The organism is Rhizobium vallis (assembly GCF_003985155.1).
Lineage (GTDB): Bacteria > Pseudomonadota > Alphaproteobacteria > Rhizobiales > Rhizobiaceae > Rhizobium > Rhizobium vallis.
Map to the genome: position 1 here is coordinate 192,634 of NZ_ML133691.1, position 26,588 is coordinate 219,221.

Genomic DNA, 26,588 nt, shown 5'->3' on the forward strand with positions numbered 1-26,588 from the left:
AACTCCTTGCCCTTCCACCGACGGTTACGGGCAACCCAAACTCTAGAAGGAAGGCGTACTGCCATGAAATTCCTATCCTACTGGCATGACAACGCCCAAGCTTTTGCCGGGGCCGCGGAGTGTCCGGTCGATGGCCACTACGACGTCGCAGTGATCGGCGGCGGCTTCACGGGTCTCGGCGCCGCCCGGCAACTCGCGAAGGCGGGTGCCAAGGTTGTGGTGCTGGAGGCGGAGAACGTTGGCTGGGGCGCCTCCGGCCGCAATGGCGGACACCTGAACAACGGGCTTGCGCATAGCTACCTGGCGGCAAAGGCGGAACTCGGCAAGGAGAGGGCGATCGCGCTCTACAAGGCCTTGGACGACTCCATCGACACGATCGAGGCGCTGATTGCGGAGGAGGGAATCGACTGCAATTTCCGCCGCGCCGGGAAGCTCAAACTCGCCTCGAAGGCCCAGCATTTCCAGGCAATCGCCCGCAACTTCGAAGCCGTGAATGCTGAGGTAGATCCCGACACGGCACTGCTTGGTGCAGATGACCTCAAGCAGGAGATCGGTTCGCCCTTCTTTGGCGCGATGCTCTCAAAGAAGAGCGCGATGATGCATATGGGCCGATACGTCACAGGGCTTGCCGAGGCCGCGAAGCGTCACGGTGCGACGATCTTCGAGAACGCCGCCGTCACGGATCATCGGCAGGCGGACCGCCGCCATCATCTGAAAACCGGCCGCGGCAGCATCACCGCCGATGCGGTGCTTGTTGCCACCGGCGCCTATACGCCCTCGACCTTCGGCTATTTCCGGCGCCGGATCATTGCGGTAGGCAGCTTCATCATTGCAACGCGGCCGTTGAGCGAAGTGGAGATCGCGGCGACGTTGCCGGGCAACCGCACCTGCGTCACATCGAAGAACATCGGCAACTATTTCCGGCTCTCGCCTGACAACCGGCTGATCTTTGGAGGCCGCGCGCGCTTCTCGGCGAGCTCCGATCACCGTTCGGACCCCAAGATCGGAGCGATCCTGAAGGCAAGTCTCGCCGAGATTTTCCCACAACTCGCAAACGTCGAGATCGACTATTGCTGGGGCGGCCTCGTCGACATCACCAAAGACCGGTTTCCGCGCGCGGGCTGTCACGACGGCGTCTGGTACGCGATGGGTTACTCCGGCCATGGCGCCCAGCTTTCGACCCATCTCGGAATGCTGACCGCCGACGCGATCCTTGGCCGACCGGACCGGAATCCGATGAAGAGGCTCGAATGGCCGGCCGTCCCGGGACACTTCGGAACCCCCTGGTTCCTGCCGCTGGTCGGCATGTATTACAAGATGCTGGACAGCGTCGGCTAGAAACTTTTTGTCCTACACTGGCCTTCCGCCATGATCAGAGCCCGCCGACCTCGACCCTCGAGCCGTCAAAGAAGCGCGATAGCCGGAACGGCGTGGGATCGACGCAAGGCCTATCGTTCGCAACCAGGTCGGCTGCCAGTCGACCGATGCCCGGGCCGATGCCGAAGCCATGGCCGGAACCGCCCGCGGCCAAATAGAGGCCTTTCACATGATCGGACGCCGAGATGACCGGTACCGCATCCGGTGTGCAATCCACGTAAGCGCCCCAACTGTCGGCTATCTCGATACCTGCAAGCGCCGGGAACTGCTGCGTGACGCCCTTCAGGATAGCCGCGATCGTCCGACGACTTGGTCTTGGATCGAGAACACGGATCCGCTCGAAAGGCGAAAGCGCATCCCGGTTCCAGCTTGCCAACGCTTCAGGCCCATGAAACATCGATCTGCCTACGCCGATCTGGACCGCTTTCAGTCGCTTCAGAAACATCGGCATGAACCAGCGCGCGTAGCGTAGGCCTTGTGGCGTGATATCCAATGTTGCCCTACCGCTGACAGCAAGCGTATAGCTGCCGTCCAACCTGCGGGTCAGCGAGCACTCCGGCGTATAGATCGCCTCGCCAAGATTGGTTGTGGGTCGCGTACGAATTGCGGTCTGGCGCACGCTTGCCTGCGGGAACTGCACGCCGTATTGGCGACAGAACAGGGAGGCCCACGCACCGCCGGCGTTCAGAACGGCCTGCGACCTGATTATCCCTTTTTCGGTGATGACGCCCGCGATTGCACCATTGACGATATCGAGACCTCGTGCAGCGCATACCTGATGGATAGTCGCTCCGAACTTGCGGGCACCATTCGCGATCGTCGGCGCCGCAATGGCCGGCTCGCCCTTGCCATCATCGACTGAATGGACGCCGCCGAGCCAGCGGCGACCTTGCGCGGGAACTCTGTCATGCGCCTCCCGGGCAGTTAGCATCTTCGTATTGACGTTGAATTGCCGGGCAAGATCAAGCCATTGTTCCCATTCCGCCAGTTGCTGCGGGTTGTCTGTCGCATAGAATAGGCCGCATTGGCGGAAGCCGACGTCCTCGTCGATTTTTGCAGCAAACTGGTCCCACGCCTGCATGGAAATCCCTGAGAGCGGCAGTTCGCGCTCATCCCGGTTTTGCCGGCGGCACCAGCCCCAGTTTCGGCTGGACTGCTCACCGCCGACGTAGCCCTTTTCCACCAAAGCAACGGAAAGCCCCCGCTCTGCGAGAAAAAATGCCGCCGACGCACCAATAATGCCGCCGCCGATGACGACAACGTCGGCCTTAGCGGGAAGCTCTTGATCGCTCTGTATACGCTTGAGGAGTGGTGACATTGGGAGACCTCATTTTGGACTACTGCTCTTCGGCCGAGATCCTCTCCGATGTGAGGACGCAGCAAGCATCGTTTGACAACGCAGCTCATCCCGTTCGACAGGCGGAATGGTGTAATTGAGGTTCAGAGGTCGGGACCCGCTCCACTGAACCTTTGTCTTAGCAAGCCGACACGAAACGATCGACCTCGTCGGCCCTCGTTGCAAAACTGCTCACCAGTCGGTGGAGACCTTCGTCCGGCGCGAGGCTTCCGTCGAGGCGCTGTGGCACGGGCCAATCGTAGAAGATTGCACCCTGTTGGCGGAGTTTGGCAGCGACGTCCTTCTTCAGGATAGCGAAAACCTCGTTGGCGTCGGCTTGCCAGGCGAGGCGACTCGTCTGGGAGGCGGTGATGCCCTCGGCAAGGCGCGCAGCCATGGCGTTGGCGTGGCGGGCGAGGTTCAGCCAGAGATCGCCAGCAAAGTAGGCGTCGAACTGCGCCGAAACGAAGCGCGATTTCGAAAAGAGCTGGCCGGCGCGCTTTCGCATGAAGTGCATTTCCTGCGCCTTAGAGCGATCGAAAAGCACCAGCGCTTCGGCGCACCAGCAGCCGTTCTTGGTGCCACCGAAGGAAACTAGGTCAACGCCTCGCTTCCAGGTCATTTCGGCAGGAGTCGTATCCAAGCTGACAAGCGCGTTGGCGAAGCGGGCGCCATCCATATGAAGCGGCAGCCTATGCGCCTTGGAAACGGCGGCGATCGCGTCGATTTCAGCGAGCGAATAGACCGTGCCACTTTCCGTTGCCTGCGTCAGCGATACCGCCGTCGGCTGACCGCCCTGGACATTATCGAGTGGGAAGCGCCGAATCTCGGCTTCGAGGCCGGCAACCTCCATCTTGCCTCGCGGTCCGTCAATCGGCTTCAGTCGCGCACCGTGCGAAAAGAACTCCGGCGCGCCGCATTCGTCGGCGACGACGTGAGCCTCGCGATGACAGAAGACGACGCCTCCCGCGCGGTTGGCTGTCGCAAGCGCCAGCGAATTGGCCGCCGTTCCGGTGCCGACGAAAAAGACGGCGACGTCGCGTTCGAAAATCTCCGCGAACTTCTGTTCCACCTTACGGTCGAGGTCGCTGGTGCCGTAGCCCGACGCATAGCCGCCGGCATGCATCATCAGGCTCTCGCCAATCGCAGGATGGGCGCCGGACCAATTGTCGGATGAAAAAATCATCGCTTCTAACTTTCATTCACCGTCATATTGACGGGTTTTGCTGCTTGCGTGGCAGTTGGTTCTTCTGCGATCACGGCGATGGCATCGACTTCCACCAGATAGCCGTAGTGGAGTTCGGACACCGGCACCACCGTGCGCGCCGGGCGCGCTTCTCCCAACCGCGCGGCATAAATCTGGTTGAAGCGGGGCCAGTTGCCGACGCCCACGATGTATGCAGTGACCCTGGCGAGATCGTCTGGGCTTCCGCCGGCGGCTTTCAGAACCGCCATCAAGTTGTCGATGGCTTGCCCTGCCTGTGTTTCGAAACTGTCGTCAGCAAGCGGCCGCCCATCTGGCCGGGTCGGGAGCTGACCGGAAATGTAAAGATGGTCACCAGCCCGTCTGGCCTGTACGTAATGACCTGCAGGGCTGGGTGCTTGGTCGGTACTCACGTTCATGGTTCCGGGCATCACCAGCCTCCGAAGCGCGGCCAGCAGGCCTCGACAGCGTGCGAGCGACTGCGGACAACATGATAGGCTTCGTGCTGGGCAGCGGCCGCGCATGCGTGGTTCGGCAGGATCCTCACCCGGTCTCCGATCGCCAGATCGGGCAGGCGAGCGTCCGAGCCGGGCCGCACGGCGATGATACCGTGCTCCTGGTTCGCATCGGCAACGATGATGTCCTGGTAGGCACTTCCGTCGATATCACAGACGAGGCCATATCCCTGGTCGACGGCTTGCTTGCCGGTTCCACGGTCGCGCGACAGCGACATCCATCCGCCGTCAGTTATGATCCAACCCTTCTCGCGCTGGTGTCCGATAACCGTAGCCAGAACGCTGAGCGCGATGTCATCGACGTGGCAAATGCCGATGCCTGCCATCACGAGATCGAAGAACACGAATACGCCGGCGCGGACTTCAGTCACCCCGGTCAGATCCTTCGCATGATGGGCCGTCGGCGTCGAACCGACGCTGACGACCGGGCACGGCAGACCCGCACCGCGAAGAAGCTGCGCGGCTTCAACAACGGCCAACCGCTCCGCTTGTGCATAGTGGTGCTGCGCCTCGTCGCCTCCACCTCTGTAGCTGTCGCCGGCATGGGTCAGAACGCCACGCAGTTCCGCCCCTGCGGCCAGGACCTTCCCGATCTCCAGCAACTGAGCGTGATTATTTGGCACCACACCCGAGCGGTGGCCATCGCAGTCGATCTCGATCATGGCTGGGATCCGCATTCCGGCCTTTCGGGATGCCGCGGCAACCGCCTCCGCCTGCTCAACAGTATCGAGTACCACCACGAGATCGACGCCCTTGGCGCGCAGTTCGACGACACGTGCGAGCTTCTCCGGGGCGATGCCGACCGCATAGATCATGTCGCGAACGCCATCGGTCGCGAACTGCTCGGCTTCCTTCAGCGTGGAGACGGTCGCCGGCCCCTCCGGCGCACTCATGATGCGCCGGGCCACGTCAGTTGACTTTGCGGTCTTCAGATGCGGTCGAAGCGACACACCCAGGCTATCGAGCCGGTTCCTGAGCCGCGTGATATTCCGGTCCATCCGGTCCGCGTCCAGAACCAGACAGGGCGTTTCCAGCGTCTCAAGAGTGGTCGTGGCCGCCAAGCGAGAGGAGGGGTCGAACGTCGCTAGATCCATGTATCTGATCTCCAAAATCGAAATTAACCTTGTCGCTAAATCGTAAAGATAGCAATTAATGGTCGGTGAAGGTTCGATTCAGCCAGCTGTTAATGGTGACAGCGCAATATCACCCGCATCAGCCTGAATCCGCGTGAGTACGTCGATCTCCTTCTCGATCTCAAACCGCAGATTTGAACTGCCTGAAAATGCGCCATTGAAAGCCGCCGTGCCGATAGTAAACCCTGCTGCGCCAGATCGTATCACGGCCGCCATCCTTTCAGGACTGTCGATCGATCCGGCAACCACTACAGGCTTCTCGACGGCTTCGCACACCCGCGTCATCAACGCTTCGACATCTCCGTGGAAACGATAGGCGAGCAGATCGAGACCGCTGACACCGTCGATCGCAGCCAATTGCCGAGCACTGTCCACAATTGTTTCGATCGTCCCTTCGAGCTTACTCGGGTGTCCCACGATCTTGCCGGGGAACGGATAGTACTGGATGTTCCTCCTAGCAATGACTGGCAAAACGACACTTGGTCTGGTTCCACCCATCAAGATGTCGACATCAAGGTCGACCGCGGCCTGCGCGGACCGTCGCTCGCTTTCCTCGTCGAGGCTGACCACTTCGAGATAGAGCGTGGCGCCCGCCGCCTTGATCGCTGAAGCAAGGACCAAAAGTTCATCGAACGGCAGACCAATATCCTTGAATCCCACATGCGTGATTCCGGCGGCAAGGACATCCTTGAGGCGGTCGGTCGCGTCGGCAACGGTCCGATCCTGATTGGTCAGCATGAAAATGAAGTCGGGGGCCTGGGGCATCGAAAGCCCTCCTAGATTGCGTTGAGAAGCAGAGCCTGATCGAAGGCATAGCGAAGAGAGGAATGGTCGGCCGTGCCCTGGCCCGCGATGTCGAATGCGGTGCCGTGATCGACGCTGGTCCGGATGAAGGGCAAGCCGATGGTGACGTTGACGCCGTTGTCGATGCCGAAATACTTGACCGGAATGAGCCCCTGGTCGTGGTATTGTGCAACGACGATGTCGAACTCACCCTTGCGGGCCCGCATGAAAATCGTGTCTCCGGGCCAAGGGCCGGACGCATTTATTCCAAATTCCTGAGCGCGCCTGATCGCCGGCGCGATGATGTCGAGATCTTCGCGTCCGAACATGCCGTTTTCACCGGCATGGGGATTGAGACCGGCGACCGCAACGCGCGGCGAGGCGATGCCATAAGTCTTGCCTGCCCTGTGCGCCAATTCGATCGTTCTGAGCACCGAATCCTGCGTCACCAGGTCGATTGCGTCGCGCAACGACACGTGGATCGTCACCAGAATGACACGCAATTCATCGTTTGCCAGCATCATCGCGAACTTGTCGGTCCCCGACCGTTCAGCAAGGATTTCGGTGTGGCCGGGATAATTGAGCCCACCCTTCTTCATTGCTTCCTTATTGATCGGCGCGGTGACGATTGCCCCGATGTTTCCTGCCAGCGCTTCGTCGATCGCTCTCACGACATAATCGTAGCTCGCGCGCCCGGCACGAGCGTCCACCTGACCGATCGGCAAATCGTTCGGCAGATCCGAGACGTTAAGGACGGGTATGAGGGTCGCGTCTCGGACCGCCTCATCGACCGACGCGATGGGCTGCACTTGGAGAGGAAGAGCCAAGGCCCGAACCGCGCGTTCCATCACCTTCGCGTCGCCGATCACCACCGCTTGCTCCGGCAGTCCGTCCGCGAAAAGGCGCGCGATGATTTCCGGGCCGATCCCACAGGGATCGCCCATCGTTATTCCAACAGGTTTCTTCATTTCTTATCTCCAAGCCAGAGGCCCCGAAGCACCTCGGCTGATTTCAGCAGGATATTGGACGAGCCGAAGCCGCCCGCCTTTGTGATGATGTGAATAGGATGGGGGCCGGTCGTGCGGCCCACCGGGATGCCGGGCTCGACCTCGCCGAGAAGATTCACAGACGCGATCTCAAGTTCGCTCAGCACGGATTCGGCGGTGTCACCGCCGGTCAGGAAGAGTCCGGTCACCGGATGATGCTCCATAATCGCGCGGGCAGCCTTGCCAAGAGCGATTGCGATCGACCGAGGATCAGCGGAGGCGCCCCGGTCCGACGTAGTTAGAATAACTTCACCGCTGGTTCCGCATTTTCTGTATTGGGCAGCGGCGTTTTCGGCCGCTAGGCCGGCAGAGCGGGACGCCACCTCGGCGTCGATGATGATCTGCCGGACGTCGCCAGTGCTGATGAGCCGTGAGCATTGCTCGCGGCTCAGGGGGTTGACGCTGCCAATGACGAAGAGATTGAGCGCCGTCGCGAGAGGAAACAGCGTAGTGTCATCGGCGCGACCCACATAGTCTGCCAGCGCGATTGCCAGTCCTGGAGAACCGCACCAAAGAATCGACTTCGGATCCGCCGCCGATTTCACCAGCCGAGTCAGATCATCCTGCGTTGTGGCATCGGCGATCAACAATTTCCGGTGATCTGCGGTCAGTTCGCCCGACTTTAATATACGGATTTCCGTAAGCCCAAGGTGACGGATTTCCTCCTCTGGGATATCCCGATACAGGGCCCGAAGATGGGAGTCCGCTATGGGGTGGAGCGGGTCCTTTGCAAACTCGGTTTCCTCCAGCGGGACGCCATGAAGAAGCTGACGCCCTCCTTCAGTAGTGCGTCCGCCTGCGGGGAAAGCCGGAGCGACGATTGCGATGGTCCGACCAGACGCCGCGAGCGCGGCTGTTATCTCAGCTCCAATGTGGCCGCGAATGGTGGAATCAACGGTATTGTAAAGGATTTCCGCGGACGCCAGGCTTTTCGCCGCCTGCGTCGCCCGATCGATAGCGTCCTCAACCGGCGCACTCCGACTCGCCTTGTTGATAGAGATAATCGCGACCTTTTCAAGCGACGATCGCCGGTAGTCGGTGACGACAAGGCATCTGTGCCCCATGCTCACGAATGGTGCGGCGCCATCCGTTGCACTCGTCAGATCATCGGCTAGAATTCCTACCTTCAAAGTCGCGCTCCTGTCGGCTTTTGTGTGACGAGGAGGATATTAGCGCTATTGCTTTTGCCGGAAAAACGATCAATTCTGACCGAAATCCGTCACTTTATCTCACAGATATGGCCGCACGATTCCCATCTTTATCCGCGCTTCGAGTGTTTGAGGCAGCTGCACGGCATTTGAATTTCGGGCGTGCCGGCGATGAATTGTTCGTCACGCACAGCGCCGTCAGCAAACAAATCCGCTTGCTTGAGGAAGACTTGGGAGTGGCCCTTTTCGAACGAAGAAACAGAGCCGTTTTCCTGACCGACTCTGGACGGCGTCTGCTTGTAACGATGAGCGAAGTGTTTCGGCAGATCAGCGAGTGTTGCGATGAAATCAAAGGTGGCGGTTCGGCACCACTTGTACTCTCGTGCGAGCCGACATTCACACAGCGCTGGCTGATCCCGCGCCTTCCGCTGTTTAACGCACTTCATCCGGAGATTGAGGTTCACGTCTTGGCCGCTGGCGGCCCTGTAAACTTCGACAGGAGCCATATTGATCTCGCGCTGCGGAGAAGCGATTTCAGCTGGCCGCCGGAACTGTTTGTGGAAACGGTTGTCGAAGAACGTGTCGGCCCAGTGTGCGCGTCACGCCTGTTGGCGTCCGGCAGCGATGAAATCCTTTGCTTGCCTCGCATTCATTCGGCCACGCGTCGAGATGCGTGGACGCGTTACATCGCCGACAACCAGATCGGAGACCCAAATCCACCCGGCAGCCAAGTGTTCGAACACTTCTATTTGAGTATCGAAGCTGCAATCGCCGGGCTAGGTGCCGCGATAGGCCCAGAGCCGCTGGTCGCCGACGCTGTGGAAAGCGGGCAACTGGTGGCGCCGCTGGGGTTCTCCGGTAACGGCTATCATTACATCCTGTTGAGCCGACTTCCTTTCGAAGGCGATGCCAGAAAACGAACCTTCCTCTCTTGGCTTCGACGACAGTTTGGTCCCTGAAGGCCGCAGTTTGGCAAGACTGCGAGGCCGGCGTGGGTTATCGACTCGGGCGGCGACTTAACGAGGATCGCAGCCGATACAGTGGACACGCATTGCGCCTCAATACCAATTGCCACACCTCAGATGCTCGGACCGAGGATATTGGTTCTGGCTTCGATGATGTGGTCGTACATGTTTCGCTCAGCCTCCCTGCTATCACGATCTTTTATTGCGTCGAGAATCGCCTGATGGCTGACGATATACGCCGTCATGCGCTCTGAGGTCAGCGATTGTTCTTTCATTTTCCCCCAGAGGTTCCCGGCCCGTACTGCGTGAATTCCTTCATAGAGCGAGGCAAGAAGACCGTTACGGGCGGCTTGGACGATAATGCGATGAAAGACGGCGTCCCATTTCTCGAATTCACCCAGTGCTTCCGACGCGCTGCCACGCGCGATTGATTTCTGCATTTCTTCGACTTCCTGCCTGGTCGCCCGCAATGCTGCCAACGCGGCGATCTTCGGTTCTATGATTAGCCGAGCCTCAAAGACTTCCGCCGGATAGGTGCGCAATGTGTCTCCTTCATTGGTTGCCGGCCGGCGAAGGGCGCTCGAACTCACGCCGCTGCCGGCTATAAAGGTGCCTCTGCCGACGTGCCTGATAAGGCGGCCTTCCTTCTCCAAGGAACCGAGCATCCTTCGAAGGGCGGTACGCGGCAGCCCGAGCTTCAGTGCCAAGTCACGCTCGGGAGGCAGGCGATCGCCTGGTTCCAGACCTTCCGCTTCAATGAAGTCCTTCAACAACACGCTCATGTGACCTCCAATAAATATTTTACGAAACCAATTTGATCTATATTGACACCAATGGCAAGACCAATCTTATAATAATCATCGAACCAACGCCGATTGGTTGCGAATGGTGCTGAGATGCACTGCTCGAAAAGATTACGTGGCAGCATGCATTGATCGGCGATCAAAATCTCAAATGAGAAGCTGCGTAGACAATGGAGAAAAACCGATGGCCGTTACGACAGAGGCTGTTACAGCAGGCGATGCAGCGCTTTCGGTGCGTGGTCTCACAGTCGACCTGCCAAAAGGCATGGAACGAGCTCATGCCGTCGAAAACGTCTCGTTTGACCTCAGGCGCGGCCAAATCCTTTGCATTATCGGCGAGTCTGGATCGGGCAAGTCGGTAACCGCGAATACCATCATGGGGCTTTTACCCAAGATAATTCCAGTCTCGTCGGGTGCGATCAATCTTGATGGAACGGGGATCGTCGACGCGCCGGCAAAAAAGCTGCGCCAGTTGCGCGGCCGCGTCGTGTCCATGATCTTTCAGGATCCGCTTTCGGCGCTCAACCCGCTGATGACGGTCGGCGAGCAGGTTACTGAAGTGATGGCGGCCCATGGAGTGGGCACAAAGGCCTCGCGCCGTGACCGCGCACTCGAATTGCTGACCGAGGTGGGCCTACCCGATCCGGATCTGATGTACCACCAGTATCCGTTCCGGCTCTCTGGTGGTCAGCGCCAACGTGTCATGATCGCGATGGCGCTGGCCCTCGAGCCGACCGTTCTGATCGCAGACGAACCAACGACAGCCCTCGATGTAACCACCCAGGCGCAGATCCTGAAGCTCATCCGTGACATTCAGCGCCGCAAGGATATGAGCGTCATGTTCATCACCCACGACTTCGGCGTGGTCGCAGAAATTGCCGACAGCGTCGTGGTTATGGAGAAAGGGCGGATTGTCGAGCAGGGCACCGCCGATCAGGTTCTCAAATCACCCAGCCACCCCTACACCAAACGCTTGATCGCCGCCGTTCCGCGCCTCACGGGCGAGGACAGAAAGCTCAAGGTGCAGACGAGCGACGAGGCAATCCTGACTGTCAATGGCTTGTGCAAGACCTATCGCAGCGGCAGCGCGTTGTTCGGTAGCCAGCGTGTCGTGCCTGCGGTACAGGACGCCTCATTCACCTTGGCCGCGGGCCGAACCCTTGGCATTGTCGGCGAAAGTGGTTCCGGAAAATCGTCGTTGGGGCGACTCCTGATCAAGCTTCAGGACAGCGACAGCGGTCAGATCCTGTTTGAGGGCAAGGACATCGTCAAGCTCTCTGAATCCGAGTTCCGGCCGCTGCGCCCTAGGATTCAAATGATCTTTCAGGATCCCTTTGCCTCGCTCAATCCGCGCTCCACTATCGGTCAGATATTGACCGTCGGGCCCGTCGCACATGGTATGCCCTATGCACAGGCGCGCGAAGAGGCTCGGGCGTTGCTATCCCACGTCGGTCTCGATGCGGGCGCCTTCGGCCGCTACCCGCACGAATTCTCGGGTGGTCAGCGCCAGCGCATCGGCATCGCGCGGGCCTTGATGTTCAAGCCCAAGCTGCTGATTGCCGACGAAGCAGTCTCCGCGCTCGACGTGTCGATCCAGGCGCAGATCCTCAAACTGCTCGACCAAATCCAGCGCGAGACCGGCGTATCAATGGTCTTCATCACCCATGATCTGCGTGTTGCCAGCCAGATTTGCGACGAAATTGCTGTGATGCAGAAGGGCCGGGTCGTCGAGCGCGGCCCGCCGTCTCAGATCTTCCTGAAACCGCAATCCGACTACACGCGTGAACTTGTGGCTGCAATTCCGGGAGAACGAGGCAGAGACACTTGAGAAAGTTCAATTAACTGCTGGCGGTGGCTTCCTAATGAGCAAAAGAGAGGGAATGAAATGACAAAAGAGTCTAGAATCAAAAGCAACATTTCTCGGCGCGACGCACTGCGCCTGATGGCAGCCGGCGGCATTGCATGCTTTGCCGCTCCCAACCTGATCGGCAAGCCTGACATTGCCCGGGCTGCCGACAAGAAGCCTGCGGGTCGCGTCGTGGTCGGGCTTTCGCAGGAACCGACCGTCTTCAATCCGCTGATGGCCCACATCGAAACGGACGATGCGGTCCACTTCTCACTCTTCGACGCCCTCTTTCGCATGGATCCGGGCGGTGTGCTCCAGCCCAATCTTGCGCTAGAGGTGCCCACGCAAAAGAACGGCGGCATCTCGGCGGATGGCCTGAACTGGCGCGTTCGCCTGCGTGACGATGTGCGCTGGCATGACGGCCAGCCGTTTACCGCTGAGGACGTGAAGTTCACCCTTGAACTGATCACCAATCCGAAATTCCGCGCCTGGCGTACGGGCGGCCATTCGCTGGTGCGCGACCTCACGGTGGTCTCGCCAACTGAAATCACCTGGCGCATGGAGCAGGTTTTCGCTCCTTACCTGTCGTTTCTCACCGAAACCTTCATCGTGCCGAAGCACCTTCTCGAGAATGAGGCTGATCCGAACGCAGCAGCCTTCAACCAGGCACCCGTTGGCACCGGTGCCTTCAAGTGGAGCCAGCGTGTCGCCGGCGACCATCTCGAGCTGGCAGCGAACCCGGATTATTTTGGGGAGGGGCCGTATGTCGAACAGGTTGTATTCAAATATATTCCTGACCAGACGGTGCTCTATACCCAATTCAAGAGCGGCGACATCGACCTCACAGACCAGGCATACATCACGCCCGACCACTACGACGAAGCCAGCAAATTGCCGGGCCGTGTGGTGAGCCTGGTGCCCGGCGCCTCCGTCGAGTCGTTCTATCTCAATCTCGAGCGGCCGCAATTCAAGGAACTTGCGGTGCGTCAGGCACTCTATGCTGCAATGGACAGAAAGGCGATCATCGACGCCCTCTATTTCGGCGTGGTGACAACGACCGAAACCTTCATGCCGAAGGAGTCTTACTATTTCAATCCGAACCTTCCGGCGCAGGAATTCAATCTCGACGCCGCACGCAAGCTCCTCGACGACGCCGGCTGGGTGCCGGGTTCGGACGGAATCCGTGAGAAGAACGGAGTGAAGCTGGCGTTCAACAACTCGACGACATCCGGCAATAACCTCCGCGAGCAGGTGCAGCAATTCCTGCAGCAGACATTCGCCGAAATTGGTGTCCAGATGACGATCTCGAATTTGCCGGCTGCCGTCATGTTCGGCGAGTTTTGGCTGAAGTCACAGTTCGACACGGCCATCTCGGGTGTTACGCATCTGATTGCCGCGGACCCCGATGCAACCAACCGTCTTGCGAGCAGCGCGATTGCCGCCAAGGGCGGAAAGGGATCGAACGTCGGCCAGTATTCCAATCAGGAAGTGGATGCACTGCTCAAGAAGGGTGCTCAGACCTTCGATCCCGAAGCACGTCGTGAAATCTATTACCGTATCCAGGAAATCGTCCGTCAGGACCTTCCGTTCCTTCCACTGTTTGCCGCCACCTATGTGGTTGGCACGAAGGAAGGCCTTGAAGGCTGGGAACCGAATACGAACACGCGCACGGCATCCTGGCATGCTGCCGGCTGGCACTGGAAGAGTTGAGTTAACCTCCCGTCGTCGCCGCCGCCCGTCGCGGCGGCGACTTCTATTGGCGCTATCACAGGGAGAGCCTGAATGCGTAGCTTCCTACTTAATCGGTTCGCTCAGAGCCTCATACTGCTCCTGATCGTCTCCGTTATCGGCTTCGTGGTCCTCAACCTGATTCCGGGCGGCCCCCTGGCACAATTTGGGCTCGATGCGAGCATGACGCAGGATGACTTGAAGCGACTGGCGGAGCAGTTGGGCCTGAACCGTCCTCTGTGGATGCAGTATCTGGATTGGGCCTGGCGCCTGTTGAGAGGAGACTGGGGCCACTCATTCCGCGACGGAGCGCCTGTTCTCAAGGTGATTGGGCGACACCTCATGGCAACGCTGCTGCTGATGGGATCGTCCACGGTGATCGCGATCACTATCGGTACGTGGATCGGTGTTCGCGGCGCCATAAAGCGTTATTCGCTTTTCGACTACATGGCGACGATCGGTGCGATGGTGGCCCTTTCCATCCCGACTTTTTGGTTCGGCCTGATCGGGATCTACGTCTTCTCGCTTAGACTTGGCTGGCTGCCAGCCGGCAACATGTACACGATCGGCGACGAATCCGTTCTGAACTATCTCCACCATCTTATTCTGCCCAGCGTCGTACTCGCGCTCGTGCATGTGGCCATCTGGAGCCGCTACATGCGAACGGCTACTCTCGACGTTATCAGCCAGGAATTCATTAAGACTGCGCGCGCCAAAGGACTAAGCGAGCGGCGCATCCTGATGAAACATGTCATCGGCAATGCCCTTCTACCGATGATCACCCTCCTTGGGGTGCAGCTTCCCAGCGTCCTGACGGGTGCTCTGGTCACCGAGACGGTGTTTACCTGGCCGGGCATGGGACGCCTGTTCCTCGACAGCCTCGGCTACAGTGACTATCCGGTGGTGATGGGATTGCTCATGTTCTCAGCGATCCTTGTCGTGGTGAGCAACCTCGCCGCCGACATCGTTGTCGCCATCATCGATCCCCGTATCCGTCTGAGTTAAGCGCCATGAACGCTCATCAGGAGTCAGCCATCATGACTGCCATTGCCGCAAATTCGCCCCGGGAACGCTGGTGGAACAGCCGAGCTGCGCACCGTTTCTTGAAGCACCATCTGGCCCTCATCGGAATGGTAATGATCGTTCTCATGACGCTGGCATGCGTCTTAGGTCCGCATTTGTTGCCGTACGATTCGCTCTACATCGACTTGCGCGCCCGCTTCGCTCCGCCCCTGACCGGCCAGCATTATCTCGGCACGGACCCACTAGGACGAGACTTGGCCGCCCGGCTGTTCATGGCGGGGCGGATTTCGCTCTTGGTCGGTTTCTCGGCGATGCTATTGTCGACGCTGATCGGAACCTTTGTCGGCGTGGTGGCGGGATATAGGGGTGGCCTGGTCGGCACGGTGCTGATGCGTGCCGTGGATGGCTTCCTCTCCTTCCCATCCATCTTCCTCGTACTTGCTCTTGCCGCTGCGCTGAAGCCAAGTCCCATCATGATCACCGTCGTCATCGCTGCCACAAGCTGGATGGAAGTTGCCCGCATCGTCGAGGCCGAGGTCCGCTCCCTGCGCGAGCGTGAATTCGTGCTGGCCGGCCGCATGCTGGGACTGAGCGCAACGCACATCATGTTCCGCGAAATCCTTCCCAATGCCATCGGTCCGATCATCGTCGCCGCGACACTGACCGTCGCCCGGGCGATCCTGATGGAGGCCTATATCAGCTTCCTCGGCTATGGAATTCAGCCGCCGCTGCCCAGCTGGGGTAATATGCTGAACGGCGCCCAGCAATATCTGGGGACGGCGCCTTGGCTGGCGATAATTCCCGGCGCGGCCATAACGATCGCTGTCACAAGCTTCAATTTCATCGGCGACGGGCTGCGCGATGCACTCGATGTTCGCGGTGATCACAGCTGAGAAAGAGCATCTCGCGCGCCACCAAAAGAGACATCCGCTGCAAAATGCGCACGTGATGTCGGCGGAACACATTTGGCGTCATTGCCTGCCCCGATCGTCGGAATGTTCCGTGTCCAAGACGACAGATTGTTGAGTTTTATCGTTCCAGATGACTGGAGCACGATGCCAGAGGAATAGTGACTATGCCGGTCCAGGTTCAGAAAGTAAGTGATAGCGCCTCTTTTCCGACCCAGGTCGATGTGGTCGTCATCGGCGCGGGGATCGTGGGTACCTGCACGGCCTATGAGCTCGCCCGCAAAGGGTTATCGGTTGCCCTGCTTGAAAAAGGCATCGTCGGTGGCGAGCAGTCGAGCCGCAACTGGGGGTGGGTTCGCCAGCAGAACCGCGACCTCTATGAACTTGCGCTGGCCATGTACAGTCTGCGGCGCTGGGAGGAACTGGGCAGCGAGACCGGCCGCGATCTCGGCTTCCGCCGAACCGGCATACTTTACTGCACAAAGAACGAGGCTGACGTCGCCCGATGGGAGAAGTGGGGCCAGGCTGCCCGCCTTCAAGGATTTGATAGCCAGATCCTCAGCGCCTCCGAGGCCAATGAACGGGCTTCAGGCGGTACATCCTCGTGGGTCGGCGGCGTTTGGTCTCCGAGCGATGGGCGAGCGGAGCCCAGCCTTGCCGTACCTGCCATCGCTGAGGCCGCGAAGGAAAACGGCGTATCGCTCCATCAAAACTGCGCCGTTCGGGGCCTCGACATTAGCAACGGCCGCGTAACAGGCGCCTGGACAGAGCGGGGACTTGTGAAAGCCGGCACTGTTGTTTGCGCTGGCGGGGCATGGGCTTCCCGGTTTTCTCATCGATATGGCATCGAGCTTCCCGTCGCAAACATCTCCGGGACCGCAATTAAGACGACTCCCGCGCCCGAGATCATTCAAGCAGGATGCCTCTCGGCTTCAAACTTCGTGTTGCGGCGCCGGACAGACGGCGCCTACACGATCGCCGTACCGGGACGTGGTACGCTCGACATCACGCCGCGGGGGATGCGATACGCCTTCAAATTCTATCAGATGTACCGCAGCAAGATCGGCAAGAAGCTGAAGTATCGTCTGAACAGCAGCTTCTGGAATGGGCCGGATGCTGTCAGCAGCTGGGAGAACGATGAAATCTCGCCGTTCGAAAAGAACCGCATTCTGGATCCTGCGCCCGACGGGGAACTCGTGAAGCTCGCATTGAAGAATCTGCAAAGCGAGTACCCAGCGCTGAAGGGAATCGGGGTCGAGCGCGCCTGGGGAGGGCTCATCGATACTTCGCCAGATCTCGTCCCCGTCATTTCTAGAGTGGAGCAACTGCCTGGTTACGTGATAGCGGCGGGGTTTAGCGGGCACGGCTTTGCCATTGGACCGGGTGCCGGTCGGTTGGTCAGCGAGATCGTTATGAACGAGACCTCGATCACAGACATCACACCCTACAGGCTGAGCCGGTTCAGCGACGGCTCGGCGATCAGACGGCCGGAAATGATGTAACGGTCGAGGTTGGTTACTGTCCAAGCTGCTGTTGTCGTTGGCCTTTAGGGACTTAAACCGACGAATGGGTCGGAAGATCAACCGAACAGAAAAGGCTTCCAGATTCTCGTCGACCGGACGGAATCAGCTAATAGGAGCCAATATCAAGGAGCTAAACCGTGGTCCTCGAGCGCTACATCGTACCGCGCCTCATCCGGGAACGAGCATTCATAGGCCGGGAGAAGTACCTGAAATGGTACGAGGAAAGCGTTGAGAACCCGGATAAATTCTGGGGCAAGCACGGCAAGCGGATCGACTGGTTCAAGCCCTATACCAAGGTCAAGAACACGTCCTTTACCGGCAAGATCTCGATCAAGTGGTTTGAGGACGGCCAGACGAACGTCTCCTATAATTGCATCGACCGCCATCTGAAAACCAATGGCGACCAGGTGGCGATCATCTGGGAAGGCGACAACCCTTACGTCGACAAGAAGATCACCTACAACGAGCTCTACGAGCATGTCTGCCGGATGGCGAACGTCTTGAAGAAGCACGGCGTCAAGAAGGGCGATCGCGTCACCATCTACATGCCGATGATCCCGGAGGCGGCCTATGCGATGCTCGCCTGCGCCCGCATCGGCGCGGTGCATTCGGTCGTCTTCGGCGGTTTCTCGCCGGAGGCGCTGGCAGGACGCATCGTCGACTGCGAATCCACCTTCGTCATCACCTGCGACGAAGGTGTGCGCGGCGGCAAGCCTGTACCGCTGAAGGACAATACCGATACTGCAATTCACATTGCGGCACGCCAGCACGTGATCGTAGACAAGGTGCTGGTCGTGCGCCGCACCGGCGGCAAGACCGGCTGGGCGCCGGGCCGCGATCTCTGGCATCATCAGGAGGTCGCCACCGTGAAGGCGGAATGCCCGCCGGTGAAGATGAAGGCGGAAGATCCGCTCTTCATTCTTTATACGTCAGGCTCCACCGGCAAGCCGAAGGGCGTGCTGCACACGACGGGCGGTTATCTCGTCTATGCCTCGATGACGCATGAATATGTCTTCGACTACCATCATGGCGACATCTACTGGTGCACGGCCGATGTCGGCTGGGTCACCGGCCATTCCTATATCGTCTACGGACCGCTTGCGAATTGCGCGACGACGCTGATGTTCGAGGGCGTGCCGAATTTCCCCGACCAGGGCCGGTTCTGGGAGGTCATCGACAAGCACAAGGTCAACATCTTCTATACGGCACCGACGGCGATCCGCTCGCTGATGGGCGCCGGCGACGAATTCGTCACGCGCTCCTCGCGCTCCTCGCTGCGCCTGCTCGGCACGGTCGGCGAGCCGATCAATCCCGAGGCGTGGGAATGGTACTACAACGTCGTCGGCGACAAGCGCTCCCCTGTTATCGATACCTGGTGGCAGACGGAAACCGGCGGCCATATGATCACGCCGCTGCCGGGCGCCACCGATCTGAAGCCTGGTTCGGCGACGACACCGTTCTTCGGCGTTAAACCGCAGCTGGTCGACAATGACGGCAAGGTGCTGGAAGGCCCGGCCGATGGCAATCTCTGCATTACGGACAGCTGGCCTGGGCAGATGCGCACGGTCTATGGCGATCATGAACGCTTCATCCAGACCTATTTCTCCACCTACAAGGGGAAATATTTCACCGGCGACGGCTGCCGGCGCGATGCGGACGGCTATTACTGGATCACCGGCCGCGTTGACGACGTGCTCAATGTCTCCGGTCACCGGCTCGGTACTGCTGAAGTGGAATCGGCGCTCGTCTCGCACAATCTGGTTTCGGAAGCGGCTGTCGTCGGTTATCCGCATCCGATCAAGGGCCAGGGCATCTATTGCTACGTGACGCTGATGGCCGGCCACGACGGTTCCGACACATTGCGTCAGGACCTCGTGAAACATGTCCGCGCTGAAATCGGCCCGATCGCGGCACCCGACAAGATCCAGTTCGCGCCCGGCTTGCCGAAGACCCGCTCCGGCAAGATCATGCGCCGCATCCTGCGCAAGATCGCCGAGGATGATTTTGGCGCGCTGGGCGACACGTCGACGCTTGCCGATCCGGCAGTGGTGGACGATCTGATCGCCAACCGGCAGAACTGGACAGGTCGCGGTGCGTACAGTGGCGATGCAGCGCCCCCAGTCGGCGCCTCACGTACATTGCCCGAAGGTCCATAAATCGTCGCATGCGTAATAACATAACCTGTTCGACGCCAAAGAAGCGATACGAATTCCAGCCTCCTCCCGGGGCACCTTGGCGGTCGCCGAACAGGTCCCGGCGGCCGCCATTTTTTCTCGGGGCATCGCCGTCTCGGCATGTACTACTTCAGTCCGTTCGGCACACAGCACCTGTCGGCCGCGGCGGATGATGATCGGGCTCTCCATAATAAGCGCCGTGCACGTCTGCACCGCGAGCAAAATCGAGATCATGACCATCAAGTGCGAAGCTGTTGAACCGTCCAACCGTCGCGCGCAGGCCATCGACCGAAATCCCGAGCCGCCGACGCGACCATCAGATTCGCCGACCGTTTTGCAGTTAAGCTACCTCTCTCGCAGTTGGGGTCGCAGATGATCAACTCGATCGGTAATGGGACCGCCGGCTTCTCGCAACGTCAAGGGTCTCTTGCCTAGCGCTTCTGCCATCGACCTCCACATGCGCTTGAATCCAGTGCTCCGCGGCTTCTGCACCGCTTCGACGGTGACTACGATCGGGTGTGTTCCCAAGTGATGGTCGGTGTTAGCGGTGCATTTTGCGGCTGCCCGAAGGGGTTCACTTCAAAGCCGGTGCAAGATGTCGACCGAACTTGATCTGCTTAACCCCAAACACGTTTGATTGCATCAAATGCGGCCACGACAGTAGGATCATTCCTACGAGCTTCCATGCATATGAAGCTCAGTGTCGTCGAAATTTTCACAGCATCGGCGATGAAGAGCCCGTGGGCTTGTTGTTCATGGAGAGCGATCGAGTCACGGCAGAGACTCAAGCCAACGCCCGTGCGGACCATGGCGACCATCGACGCTTCCTGATCAACCTGCGAGACGATGTTCTGACGCAGGCCGAGATCGGTGAACAAGCGCGCCAGCAGTCGGTTATGCACCGAAGCGGGTGGTGTACCGATCCACGGCAGGGATGCAAGCTGTACCCAATCCGCACCGCGCACGAAGGTGGCAAGCGACGGCGGGGCGACGACGCGATAAGTCAGTTGTGCCAGTTCCCTGCCATAAAACAGTTTGGTGGTAGTTTCATCCGAAATCTCGGCTACAGGATCGTAATCCCTTGGGTCTCCGAGGAAGAATCCAGCATCCAGGTCATTCCGTCGAAGCCCTTCCGGTACATCCCCACTCATGCCATGGCGCAACGTCGTCTCGATGCCTGGCCCGCTTTCTATCAGCGCCTTCAGAAACGCACCCAAGCGTGTGAACTCCGGGTCGATGATGGTGCCGATCCGCAGTTTCCCCCGCACGCGCGTCGCCAGGTGCCCGGCCGTCTGCCCAAAATCCGTAAGTGCCGCCAAAACCTGCTCCGCCTTGGCGGCAAGAAGAGCTCCCTCCTGCGTCAACTCTAAACCCGTGGAGGTCCGCCGGAACAGGGAGAGGCCGGTCTCTGCGGCAATACGTTTCAGTTGCAGTGTCACGGCAGGCTGGGTGACGTGCAATTGCTCTGCGGCGCGGGTGACGTTGCCCTCCCGCGCCACGGCTACGAATGCCCTCAATGTTCTCAGGTCGATCGACTGCAGCATATTAGTTTCATTTATAATGCGTTCTATCATTTGTCATTGGATTTTCGGGCTGAACCTCCGCTATGGCTCTAAATAATGTAGGCAGGGAGGCTGGCATGCCACGACAGAGTGTCGAAGCTTATGATTGTGCGTTGTTCCAGTTGAACAGGCGGGCAGCACGATGATGCGTAGAGCTTCTCCGGCTTCCGTTGATGCATTTGATTATATCATTGTGGGTGGCGGCTCCGCCGGCTGCCTGCTCGCCAACCGTCTAAGCCGCGATCCCGCGATGCGCGTGCTGCTGCTGGAAGCGGGGCGGAAGGATGATTACCCCTGGATCCACATCCCTGTCGGCTATCTCTATTGCATCGGCAATCCCCGCACCGACTGGCTTTACAAAACAGAGCCCGATGCCGGGTTGAACGGGCGGTCGCTCCGCTACCCGCGCGGCAAGACGCTTGGCGGCTGCTCCTCCATCAACGGCATGATTTACATGCGAGGCCAGGCGCGCGATTTCGACGGCTGGGCGGCGGCGGCCGGGGACGATGCCTGGTCCTGGCAGAACTGCCTGCCGGACTTCAAGGCGCATGAGGACCACTACCGGCTGGACAACGGCGCGGACCCGAAGACTGGTGGCAACAGCCGGTTCTCCGACATGCACGGCCATGGGGGCGAGTGGCGGATCGAGAAGCAGCGGCTCAAATGGGACATCCTCGAATCCTTCGCCGAGGCGTCTGTCGAGGCCGGGATTCCGCGCTCGGACGATTTCAACGGCGGCGACAATGAAGGCGTCGGCTATTTCGAGGTCAACCAGCGCTCCGGCTGGCGCTGGAACACGTCGAAGGCTTTTTTGCGCCCCGCGAAGAACCGCCCGAACCTGACGATCTGGACGCAGGCCCATGTCGAACGGCTGATCCTGGAAGCGGAGGGTTCCGGTCGCAAGCGTTGCGTTGGCGTCGTGCTTCAGCGGCAGGGACAGAGCGTGGAGGTACGGGCGCGCCGGGAAGTCATCCTGTCCGCCGGCGCGATCGGCTCGCCGCAAATCCTGCAACTGTCGGGTATCGGCCCGGCTGGACTGCTGAAGCGTCATGGCGTCGAGGTTGTGCATGACCTGCCGGGCGTGGGGGAAAATCTCCAGGACCATCTGCAAATCCGCGCGGTCTTCAAGGTCGGCAATGCAAAGACGCTGAATACGCTCGCCAACAGCCTGTTCGGCAAGGCGATGATCGGGCTGGAATATGCGTTGAAGCGCAGCGGTCCCATGAGCATGTCGCCCTCTCAGCTCGGCGCCTTCACCCGTTCGGACGACAGCCAGGCCTTTGCCAATCTCGAATATCATGTCCAGCCGCTCAGTCTCGATGCCTTCGGCGAGCCTTTGCACAGCATACCCGCCTTCACCGCGAGCGTCTGCAACCTCAACCCTACCAGCGTCGGAAGCGTGCGCATTCGCTCCAGCAAGCCATCGGACACGCCGGTTATCGCGCCGAACTATCTCAGCACGGAAGAGGACCGCCGTATTGCCGCCGAGAGCCTGCGGCAGGTGCGCAAGATCGTGTCGCAGCCGGCACTGGCGAAATACCAGCCGCAAGAGTGGAAACCCGGTTTGCAGTTCCAGAGCGACGAGGAGCTGACGCGGCTCGCGGGCGATATCGCCAACACTATCTTTCATCCCGTCGGGACGACGAAGATGGGCCGTGACAACGATCCGATGGCGGTGGTGGATGGCCGTCTCAGGGTACGGGGCATCGAGGGTCTGCGCGTCGTCGACGCAGGCATCATGCCGAAGATCACCAGCGGCAACACCAACGCGCCGACGCTGATGATCGCCGAAAAAGCAGCGGGATGGATCGTCGCCGATGCGCGCGCATAGAAAATTCTTGGGGAGGTAATAGCAATGACTTCGATCGCGCGTTCTGCGCTTCCGCTTTCCGGCGTTCGGGTGGTTGATTTCGGGCAATACATTGCCGGCCCGGCGGTCGCCATGATTCTTGGCGATCTCGGTGCGACCGTCGTGCACGTCGATCCGCCCGGCGGTCCGCTCTGGGACAATCCCGCCAACGCCATCCTCAATCGCAACAAGCTGATCGTCACTCTCGATCTCAAGTCGGAAGAGGGGGTGGATGAGGCAAAAGCGCTGGTGGCCGAGGCCGATATTGTCGTCGAGAATTTCCGCCCCGGCGTGCTCGCCCGGCTTGGAATCGATTTTTCGGCGTTGCGCAAGGCTCGGCCGGAGCTGATCACCCTGTCTATCCCCGGTTTCGCCTCTGACGACCAACTTCGTCGTGACTGGCGTGCCTTCGAGACGGTGATCGCGGCGTCATCCGGTGTCTTTACGGATATGGGCCTTAATCGCGTGCTGATGGGCATCAACCCGTCTTTCTCGCCGCTGCCGTTGTCTTCCGCCTATGGCACGATGCTTGCAGCATCTGCGACGGTGCTGGCGCTTCAGGCGCGCGAGCGCACTGGGCACGGTGACCACATCGAAGTGCCGCTGGCAAGCGCCGTCATGGAGGGCCTGTCCTATAACTCGATCCTGATCGACGATTATCCGCTGCGCTACCAGACCCAGCGTGAGCGGGAGATCGAGCGCCGGCGCGGCGAAGGCCTGCCGATGAATATGTCCTATGACGACCTCCAGGAGTTCCTCGATCCCTTCTATCGCAGCTACATGTGCGCCGATGGGCGGATGTTCTACGTCGTCTGCCCCAGCCACAAGAACCATGCGAAGCGCTGCCTGCAAGCCCTCGGTCTCTACGATGAATTGGTGGTCGAAGGACTGCGCGAGGAGGAAGACACCTATCTGCCGGTCTCGCAATGGTCGTCGGACGTTTCGCTTGGCGTCTATCCGCTCCCGAAATTCTGGGCCGACAAGATCGCGGCCCGCATGAAGGAGGTCTTCCTGACCAGGACGGCGGCTGAATGGGAACGCGTCTTCGGGGAAGGCCTGTTTCCGGGCGCACCGCAGCGCTGGCTGAAGGAATGGATCGCAGACGATCATGCAAGGGCCGCCGGCCTGATGATTGAGGTGGACGATCCGATCCTGGGCCGCATGACGCAGCCGGGGCCCATGGCCTGGCTACAGGAGAGCGCCGAAGCCATGCTGACGCCGCGTCCGCGGCGTTGGGGAACCTTTGAGGACGCGCTTGCGATGCTTTCGGGTGTGGAGCGCCCGTCCTTGCCGGCGCCGACAACCGACGCCCCCGGCGGCTGGCTGGACGGCGTCAGAGTTCTCGATCTATGCAATGTGATCGCCGGTCCGCATTCGGTCGCCTATCTCGCCCGCTTCGGCGCTGAGGTGATCAAGATCGATCCGGCCAGACCGCTCTATGATTGCTGGAACACCGTGATCTTCGGCCTGTCGCATATGCGCGGCAAACAGTCCGTGCTGCTGAACATGGGTTCGCCTGATGGCCGCATCGTCTTCGAGGAACTGGTGCGTTCCGTCGATGTCGTGGTCTGGAATGCCACCGACCGGCAGGTCAAGGCGATGGGGCTCGATGCCGAAAGCCTGAAGGCGCTCAACCGCCAAGCGATCTTCTGCCAGCTTGATTGCTTCGGCGGCGTGCGGAGCGGCCCGCGCACGGACTATCTCGGCTATGACGATCTCGTGCAGTCCGCGACCGGCATCATGCTGCGTTTCGGCGGCTCGATGGAAACGCCGGAGGAACATGCCCATGTCGGCACGATCGACGTCATGTGCGGCTTCGGCGCGGCGCTCGGCATTGCCGCCGCCCTCTATCAGAAATCCAGAACCGGCATCGTCGGCCGCCCGCGCACGTCCCTGTCGGCGCTGACCGGCCTCGCGCAGATACCGTTCTGCTACGATTATACCGGGCGCGGTCCCTTCGACGAGCCGTCCGGCCGCGAAACCAAGGGGTATCATGCCCTGTCGCGCCTCTATGAAACGGCATTGGGAGATCACCTTCTTTTGTGTGCTTCGGAAGCGGACCTGCCACGCTTCGGCAAGGTTGAAGGTCTAAGGGGGATAGTCGAGATGGCGGCATCCAATCGTGAGTCCTATCTCGCGCAGGCCTTTGTGACCGCTCCCGCCCAAACCTGGCACCAGCGCCTGCGGGAAGCCGATATCGGCGTATCGCTCTGCGAGAATATCGAAACGATCCGCAGCCGCAGTGCCCGCATTGCCGACGGCACGCCGGGCATCGACCGGGGCAGCTATTCCTTCTCGATCTTCCCAAACCATCCGAGCGGGCACACCGTCACACAGCTCGATCCCTTCGCTATCCGTCCGGCTGTCGGCAAGGTTACAGCCGTCGCCCCGGCGGAGAAGTACGGAGCCTCCACGCGCGCCGTTCTCCAGTCCCTGAACTACACCGAAGCCGAGATCGACCGGCTGATTGCCTCCGGTACGGTCAGCGAGACTTGGAGCGCGGAGTATCTGCCGAGCTAGCAGGAAACGGCGGCTTCGGGTTCTGAGGAGGATACTGAAGCCGCTCGCGGCCCCCAACCTATGCGATGGCGTCGACGGGCTTGGAATTTCAACATCGCACATAGGGAGGAAATGCCATGAAAGAACTCTTCGCCTCGACATGCCTTGCAGCAGCCATGCTGACCTTTTGCAATTCGGCGCAGGCTGCTGATTGCGGCGACGTCACCATCGCCAGCATGAACTGGCAGAGTGCGGAAGTGCTCGCCAGTCTGGACAAATTTATTCTGACCGAGGGTTACGGTTGCAACGCCGAAATCATACAGGGCGATACGGTCCCGACGATCACGTCGATGACCGAAAAGGGCCAGCCCGACATCGCGCCGGAAGGCTGGGTCGATCTTCTGCCTGATGTCGTCAACGCCGGCGTCAAGAACGGAAAGCTGGTGGTTGCATCGACCGTGCTGACCGATGGCGCGGTGCAGGGCTGGTGGATGCCGAAATACCTTGCTGACGCTCATCCGGACATCAAGACGATCGATGATATCCTTAAGCATCCGGAGCTGTTCCCGGATCCCGAGGACAATTCGAAGGGTGCCATTCACAATGGCCCGCAGGGCTGGGGCGGCACGGTCGTGACCTCGCAGCTCTACAAGGCCTATGGCGGCGAAGCTGCGAACTTCACGCTGGTCGACACAGGCTCAGCTGCCGGCCTCGATGGCTCCATTGCCAAGGCCTACGAGCGCAACGAAGGCTGGGTCGGCTACTACTGGGCTCCAACCGCGCTTCTCGGCAAGTATGAGATGGTGAAGCTCGAGCATGGCGTGCCCTATGACGCGGCCGAGTGGAAGCGCTGCAACACCGTCGCGGATTGCCTGGACCCGAAAAAGAATGAATGGCCGAAGGACACCGTCCAGACGCTCGTGACCAAGCCATTCTCCGAGCGCGCCGGTGAGGACATCATGGGCTACCTCAACAAACGCGCCTGGTCGAACGACACGGTCAACAAGCTGATGGCCTGGATGACCGACAATCAGGCAAGCGGCGACGACGGTGCAAAGCACTTCCTCGAAGAAAACGAGGCCATGTGGAAAGAATGGGTATCGCCTGAAGCAGCCGAGAAGATCAAGGCGGCGCTTTGATCTCATTCAAGACGTTGCTGGCGTGTA

19 protein-coding genes and 1 pseudogene are annotated in these 26,588 nt (G+C 60.0%); 11 read left to right on the forward strand and 9 right to left on the reverse strand.

Annotated elements, in window-relative coordinates:
- The first annotated feature begins 63 nt into the window (after window positions 1–63).
- Complete coding sequence (locus tag EFQ99_RS18775) at window positions 64–1,338, forward strand: NAD(P)/FAD-dependent oxidoreductase (RefSeq protein WP_126922479.1); 1,275 nt, start codon at window positions 64–66, stop codon at window positions 1,336–1,338.
- Between the two features lie 34 nt (window positions 1,339–1,372).
- Here EFQ99_RS18775 and EFQ99_RS18780 read toward each other — a convergent pair whose 3' ends face one another.
- The 7 genes from EFQ99_RS18780 to EFQ99_RS18810 form a co-directional block, all read right to left on the reverse strand.
- A complete protein-coding gene (locus tag EFQ99_RS18780) occupies window positions 1,373–2,695 on the reverse strand; it encodes an NAD(P)/FAD-dependent oxidoreductase (RefSeq protein ID WP_126922480.1) in 1,323 nt (440 codons plus the stop codon).
- Window positions 2,696–2,852: 157 nt separating this feature from the next.
- Complete coding sequence (locus tag EFQ99_RS18785; protein ID WP_126922481.1) at window positions 2,853–3,899, reverse strand: threonine aldolase family protein; 1,047 nt, start codon at window positions 3,897–3,899, stop codon at window positions 2,853–2,855.
- A gap of 5 nt (window positions 3,900–3,904) precedes the next feature.
- The gene (locus EFQ99_RS18790; protein WP_126922483.1) at window positions 3,905–4,348 is read right to left on the reverse strand and encodes a RidA family protein; all 444 of its coding nucleotides are present in this window, start codon (window positions 4,346–4,348) and stop codon (window positions 3,905–3,907) included.
- Window positions 4,348–5,526 carry an alanine racemase gene (locus EFQ99_RS18795; RefSeq protein ID WP_126922485.1) on the reverse strand — a complete coding sequence of 393 codons (1,179 nt, stop codon included), beginning with the start codon at window positions 5,524–5,526 and terminating at the stop codon, window positions 4,348–4,350. Before EFQ99_RS18795 ends, EFQ99_RS18790 begins: the two co-directional genes overlap by 1 nt.
- Window positions 5,527–5,604: 78 nt before the next feature.
- Window positions 5,605–6,330 (reverse strand): 4-hydroxythreonine-4-phosphate dehydrogenase, encoded by a 726-nt coding sequence (locus EFQ99_RS18800; protein ID WP_126922487.1) that lies wholly within the window; start codon window positions 6,328–6,330, stop codon window positions 5,605–5,607.
- Between the two features lie 11 nt (window positions 6,331–6,341).
- Window positions 6,342–7,316: a 4-hydroxythreonine-4-phosphate dehydrogenase PdxA gene (pdxA, locus tag EFQ99_RS18805; protein ID WP_126922489.1), complete on the reverse strand. Its 975-nt coding sequence runs from the start codon at window positions 7,314–7,316 to the stop codon at window positions 6,342–6,344.
- Window positions 7,313–8,524, reverse strand: coding sequence for a four-carbon acid sugar kinase family protein (locus tag EFQ99_RS18810; protein ID WP_126922491.1), 1,212 nt, complete (start codon window positions 8,522–8,524; stop codon window positions 7,313–7,315). Before EFQ99_RS18810 ends, pdxA begins: the two co-directional genes overlap by 4 nt.
- Before the next feature lie 107 nt (window positions 8,525–8,631).
- On the opposite strand from EFQ99_RS18810, the gene EFQ99_RS18815 reads away from it, so the two are divergent.
- Entirely contained in the window at window positions 8,632–9,501 is an 870-nt protein-coding gene (locus tag EFQ99_RS18815; RefSeq protein WP_126922823.1) for a LysR substrate-binding domain-containing protein, read from the forward strand.
- Between the two features lie 119 nt (window positions 9,502–9,620).
- On the opposite strand, the gene EFQ99_RS18820 is transcribed toward EFQ99_RS18815, so the two are convergent.
- Window positions 9,621–10,289, reverse strand: coding sequence for a FadR/GntR family transcriptional regulator (locus EFQ99_RS18820; protein WP_126922493.1), 669 nt, complete (start codon window positions 10,287–10,289; stop codon window positions 9,621–9,623).
- 205 nt (window positions 10,290–10,494) lie between these two features.
- Here EFQ99_RS18820 and EFQ99_RS18825 point away from each other — a divergent pair, with 205 nt between their 5' ends.
- The 6 genes and pseudogenes from EFQ99_RS18825 to acs all read left to right on the forward strand — a co-directional run.
- The gene (locus EFQ99_RS18825; RefSeq protein WP_126922494.1) at window positions 10,495–12,138 is read left to right on the forward strand and encodes an ABC transporter ATP-binding protein; all 1,644 of its coding nucleotides are present in this window, start codon (window positions 10,495–10,497) and stop codon (window positions 12,136–12,138) included.
- Window positions 12,139–12,195: 57 nt separating this feature from the next.
- Entirely contained in the window at window positions 12,196–13,866 is a 1,671-nt protein-coding gene (locus EFQ99_RS18830; protein WP_126922496.1) for a peptide ABC transporter substrate-binding protein, read from the forward strand.
- Between the two features lie 72 nt (window positions 13,867–13,938).
- The gene (locus EFQ99_RS18835) at window positions 13,939–14,889 is read left to right on the forward strand and encodes an ABC transporter permease (RefSeq protein ID WP_126922498.1); all 951 of its coding nucleotides are present in this window, start codon (window positions 13,939–13,941) and stop codon (window positions 14,887–14,889) included.
- Window positions 14,890–14,921: 32 nt separating this feature from the next.
- A complete protein-coding gene (locus EFQ99_RS18840; RefSeq protein ID WP_126922500.1) occupies window positions 14,922–15,800 on the forward strand; it encodes an ABC transporter permease in 879 nt (292 codons plus the stop codon).
- Window positions 15,801–15,982: 182 nt separating this feature from the next.
- A complete protein-coding gene (locus tag EFQ99_RS18845; protein WP_126922502.1) occupies window positions 15,983–17,317 on the forward strand; it encodes an NAD(P)/FAD-dependent oxidoreductase in 1,335 nt (444 codons plus the stop codon).
- 158 nt (window positions 17,318–17,475) lie between these two features.
- A pseudogene (gene acs, locus EFQ99_RS18850) lies at window positions 17,476–19,416 on the forward strand (acetate--CoA ligase); the annotation flags it as partial.
- 713 nt (window positions 19,417–20,129) lie between these two features.
- Here the strand turns inward: acs and EFQ99_RS18855 are convergent.
- Window positions 20,130–21,056: a LysR family transcriptional regulator gene (locus tag EFQ99_RS18855; RefSeq protein ID WP_126922506.1), complete on the reverse strand. Its 927-nt coding sequence runs from the start codon at window positions 21,054–21,056 to the stop codon at window positions 20,130–20,132.
- 160 nt (window positions 21,057–21,216) lie between these two features.
- On the opposite strand from EFQ99_RS18855, the gene EFQ99_RS18860 reads away from it, so the two are divergent.
- The 3 genes from EFQ99_RS18860 (at window position 21,217) to EFQ99_RS18870 (ending at window position 26,561) form a co-directional block, all read left to right on the forward strand.
- A complete protein-coding gene (locus EFQ99_RS18860; protein WP_126922508.1) occupies window positions 21,217–22,905 on the forward strand; it encodes a GMC family oxidoreductase in 1,689 nt (562 codons plus the stop codon).
- A gap of 24 nt (window positions 22,906–22,929) precedes the next feature.
- Window positions 22,930–25,443 carry a CoA transferase gene (locus EFQ99_RS18865; protein WP_126922510.1) on the forward strand — a complete coding sequence of 838 codons (2,514 nt, stop codon included), beginning with the start codon at window positions 22,930–22,932 and terminating at the stop codon, window positions 25,441–25,443.
- Between the two features lie 116 nt (window positions 25,444–25,559).
- The gene (locus EFQ99_RS18870; RefSeq protein WP_126922512.1) at window positions 25,560–26,561 is read left to right on the forward strand and encodes an ABC transporter substrate-binding protein; all 1,002 of its coding nucleotides are present in this window, start codon (window positions 25,560–25,562) and stop codon (window positions 26,559–26,561) included.
- The last annotated feature ends 27 nt before the right edge of the window (window positions 26,562–26,588 follow it).

What these genes read in the sequence shown, in the direction of transcription:
- EFQ99_RS18775 (WP_126922479.1), top strand. Translation starts at nt 64, where the DNA reads ATGAAATTCCTATCCTACTGGCATGACAACGCCCAAGCTTTTGCCGGG.
- EFQ99_RS18780 (WP_126922480.1), bottom strand. Translation starts at nt 2,695, where the DNA reads ATGTCACCACTCCTCAAGCGTATACAGAGCGATCAAGAGCTTCCCGCT.
- EFQ99_RS18785 (WP_126922481.1), bottom strand. Translation starts at nt 3,899, where the DNA reads ATGATTTTTTCATCCGACAATTGGTCCGGCGCCCATCCTGCGATTGGC.
- EFQ99_RS18790 (WP_126922483.1), bottom strand. Translation starts at nt 4,348, where the DNA reads ATGCCCGGAACCATGAACGTGAGTACCGACCAAGCACCCAGCCCTGCA.
- EFQ99_RS18795 (WP_126922485.1), bottom strand. Translation starts at nt 5,526, where the DNA reads ATGGATCTAGCGACGTTCGACCCCTCCTCTCGCTTGGCGGCCACGACC.
- EFQ99_RS18800 (WP_126922487.1), bottom strand. Translation starts at nt 6,330, where the DNA reads ATGCCCCAGGCCCCCGACTTCATTTTCATGCTGACCAATCAGGATCGG.
- pdxA (WP_126922489.1), bottom strand. Translation starts at nt 7,316, where the DNA reads ATGAAGAAACCTGTTGGAATAACGATGGGCGATCCCTGTGGGATCGGC.
- EFQ99_RS18815 (WP_126922823.1), top strand. Translation starts at nt 8,632, where the DNA reads ATGGCCGCACGATTCCCATCTTTATCCGCGCTTCGAGTGTTTGAGGCA.
- EFQ99_RS18820 (WP_126922493.1), bottom strand. Translation starts at nt 10,289, where the DNA reads ATGAGCGTGTTGTTGAAGGACTTCATTGAAGCGGAAGGTCTGGAACCA.
- EFQ99_RS18825 (WP_126922494.1), top strand. Translation starts at nt 10,495, where the DNA reads ATGGCCGTTACGACAGAGGCTGTTACAGCAGGCGATGCAGCGCTTTCG.
- EFQ99_RS18830 (WP_126922496.1), top strand. Translation starts at nt 12,196, where the DNA reads ATGACAAAAGAGTCTAGAATCAAAAGCAACATTTCTCGGCGCGACGCA.
- EFQ99_RS18835 (WP_126922498.1), top strand. Translation starts at nt 13,939, where the DNA reads ATGCGTAGCTTCCTACTTAATCGGTTCGCTCAGAGCCTCATACTGCTC.
- EFQ99_RS18840 (WP_126922500.1), top strand. Translation starts at nt 14,922, where the DNA reads ATGACTGCCATTGCCGCAAATTCGCCCCGGGAACGCTGGTGGAACAGC.
- EFQ99_RS18845 (WP_126922502.1), top strand. Translation starts at nt 15,983, where the DNA reads ATGCCGGTCCAGGTTCAGAAAGTAAGTGATAGCGCCTCTTTTCCGACC.
- EFQ99_RS18855 (WP_126922506.1), bottom strand. Translation starts at nt 21,056, where the DNA reads ATGCTGCAGTCGATCGACCTGAGAACATTGAGGGCATTCGTAGCCGTG.
- EFQ99_RS18860 (WP_126922508.1), top strand. Translation starts at nt 21,217, where the DNA reads ATGATGCGTAGAGCTTCTCCGGCTTCCGTTGATGCATTTGATTATATC.
- EFQ99_RS18865 (WP_126922510.1), top strand. Translation starts at nt 22,930, where the DNA reads ATGACTTCGATCGCGCGTTCTGCGCTTCCGCTTTCCGGCGTTCGGGTG.
- EFQ99_RS18870 (WP_126922512.1), top strand. Translation starts at nt 25,560, where the DNA reads ATGAAAGAACTCTTCGCCTCGACATGCCTTGCAGCAGCCATGCTGACC.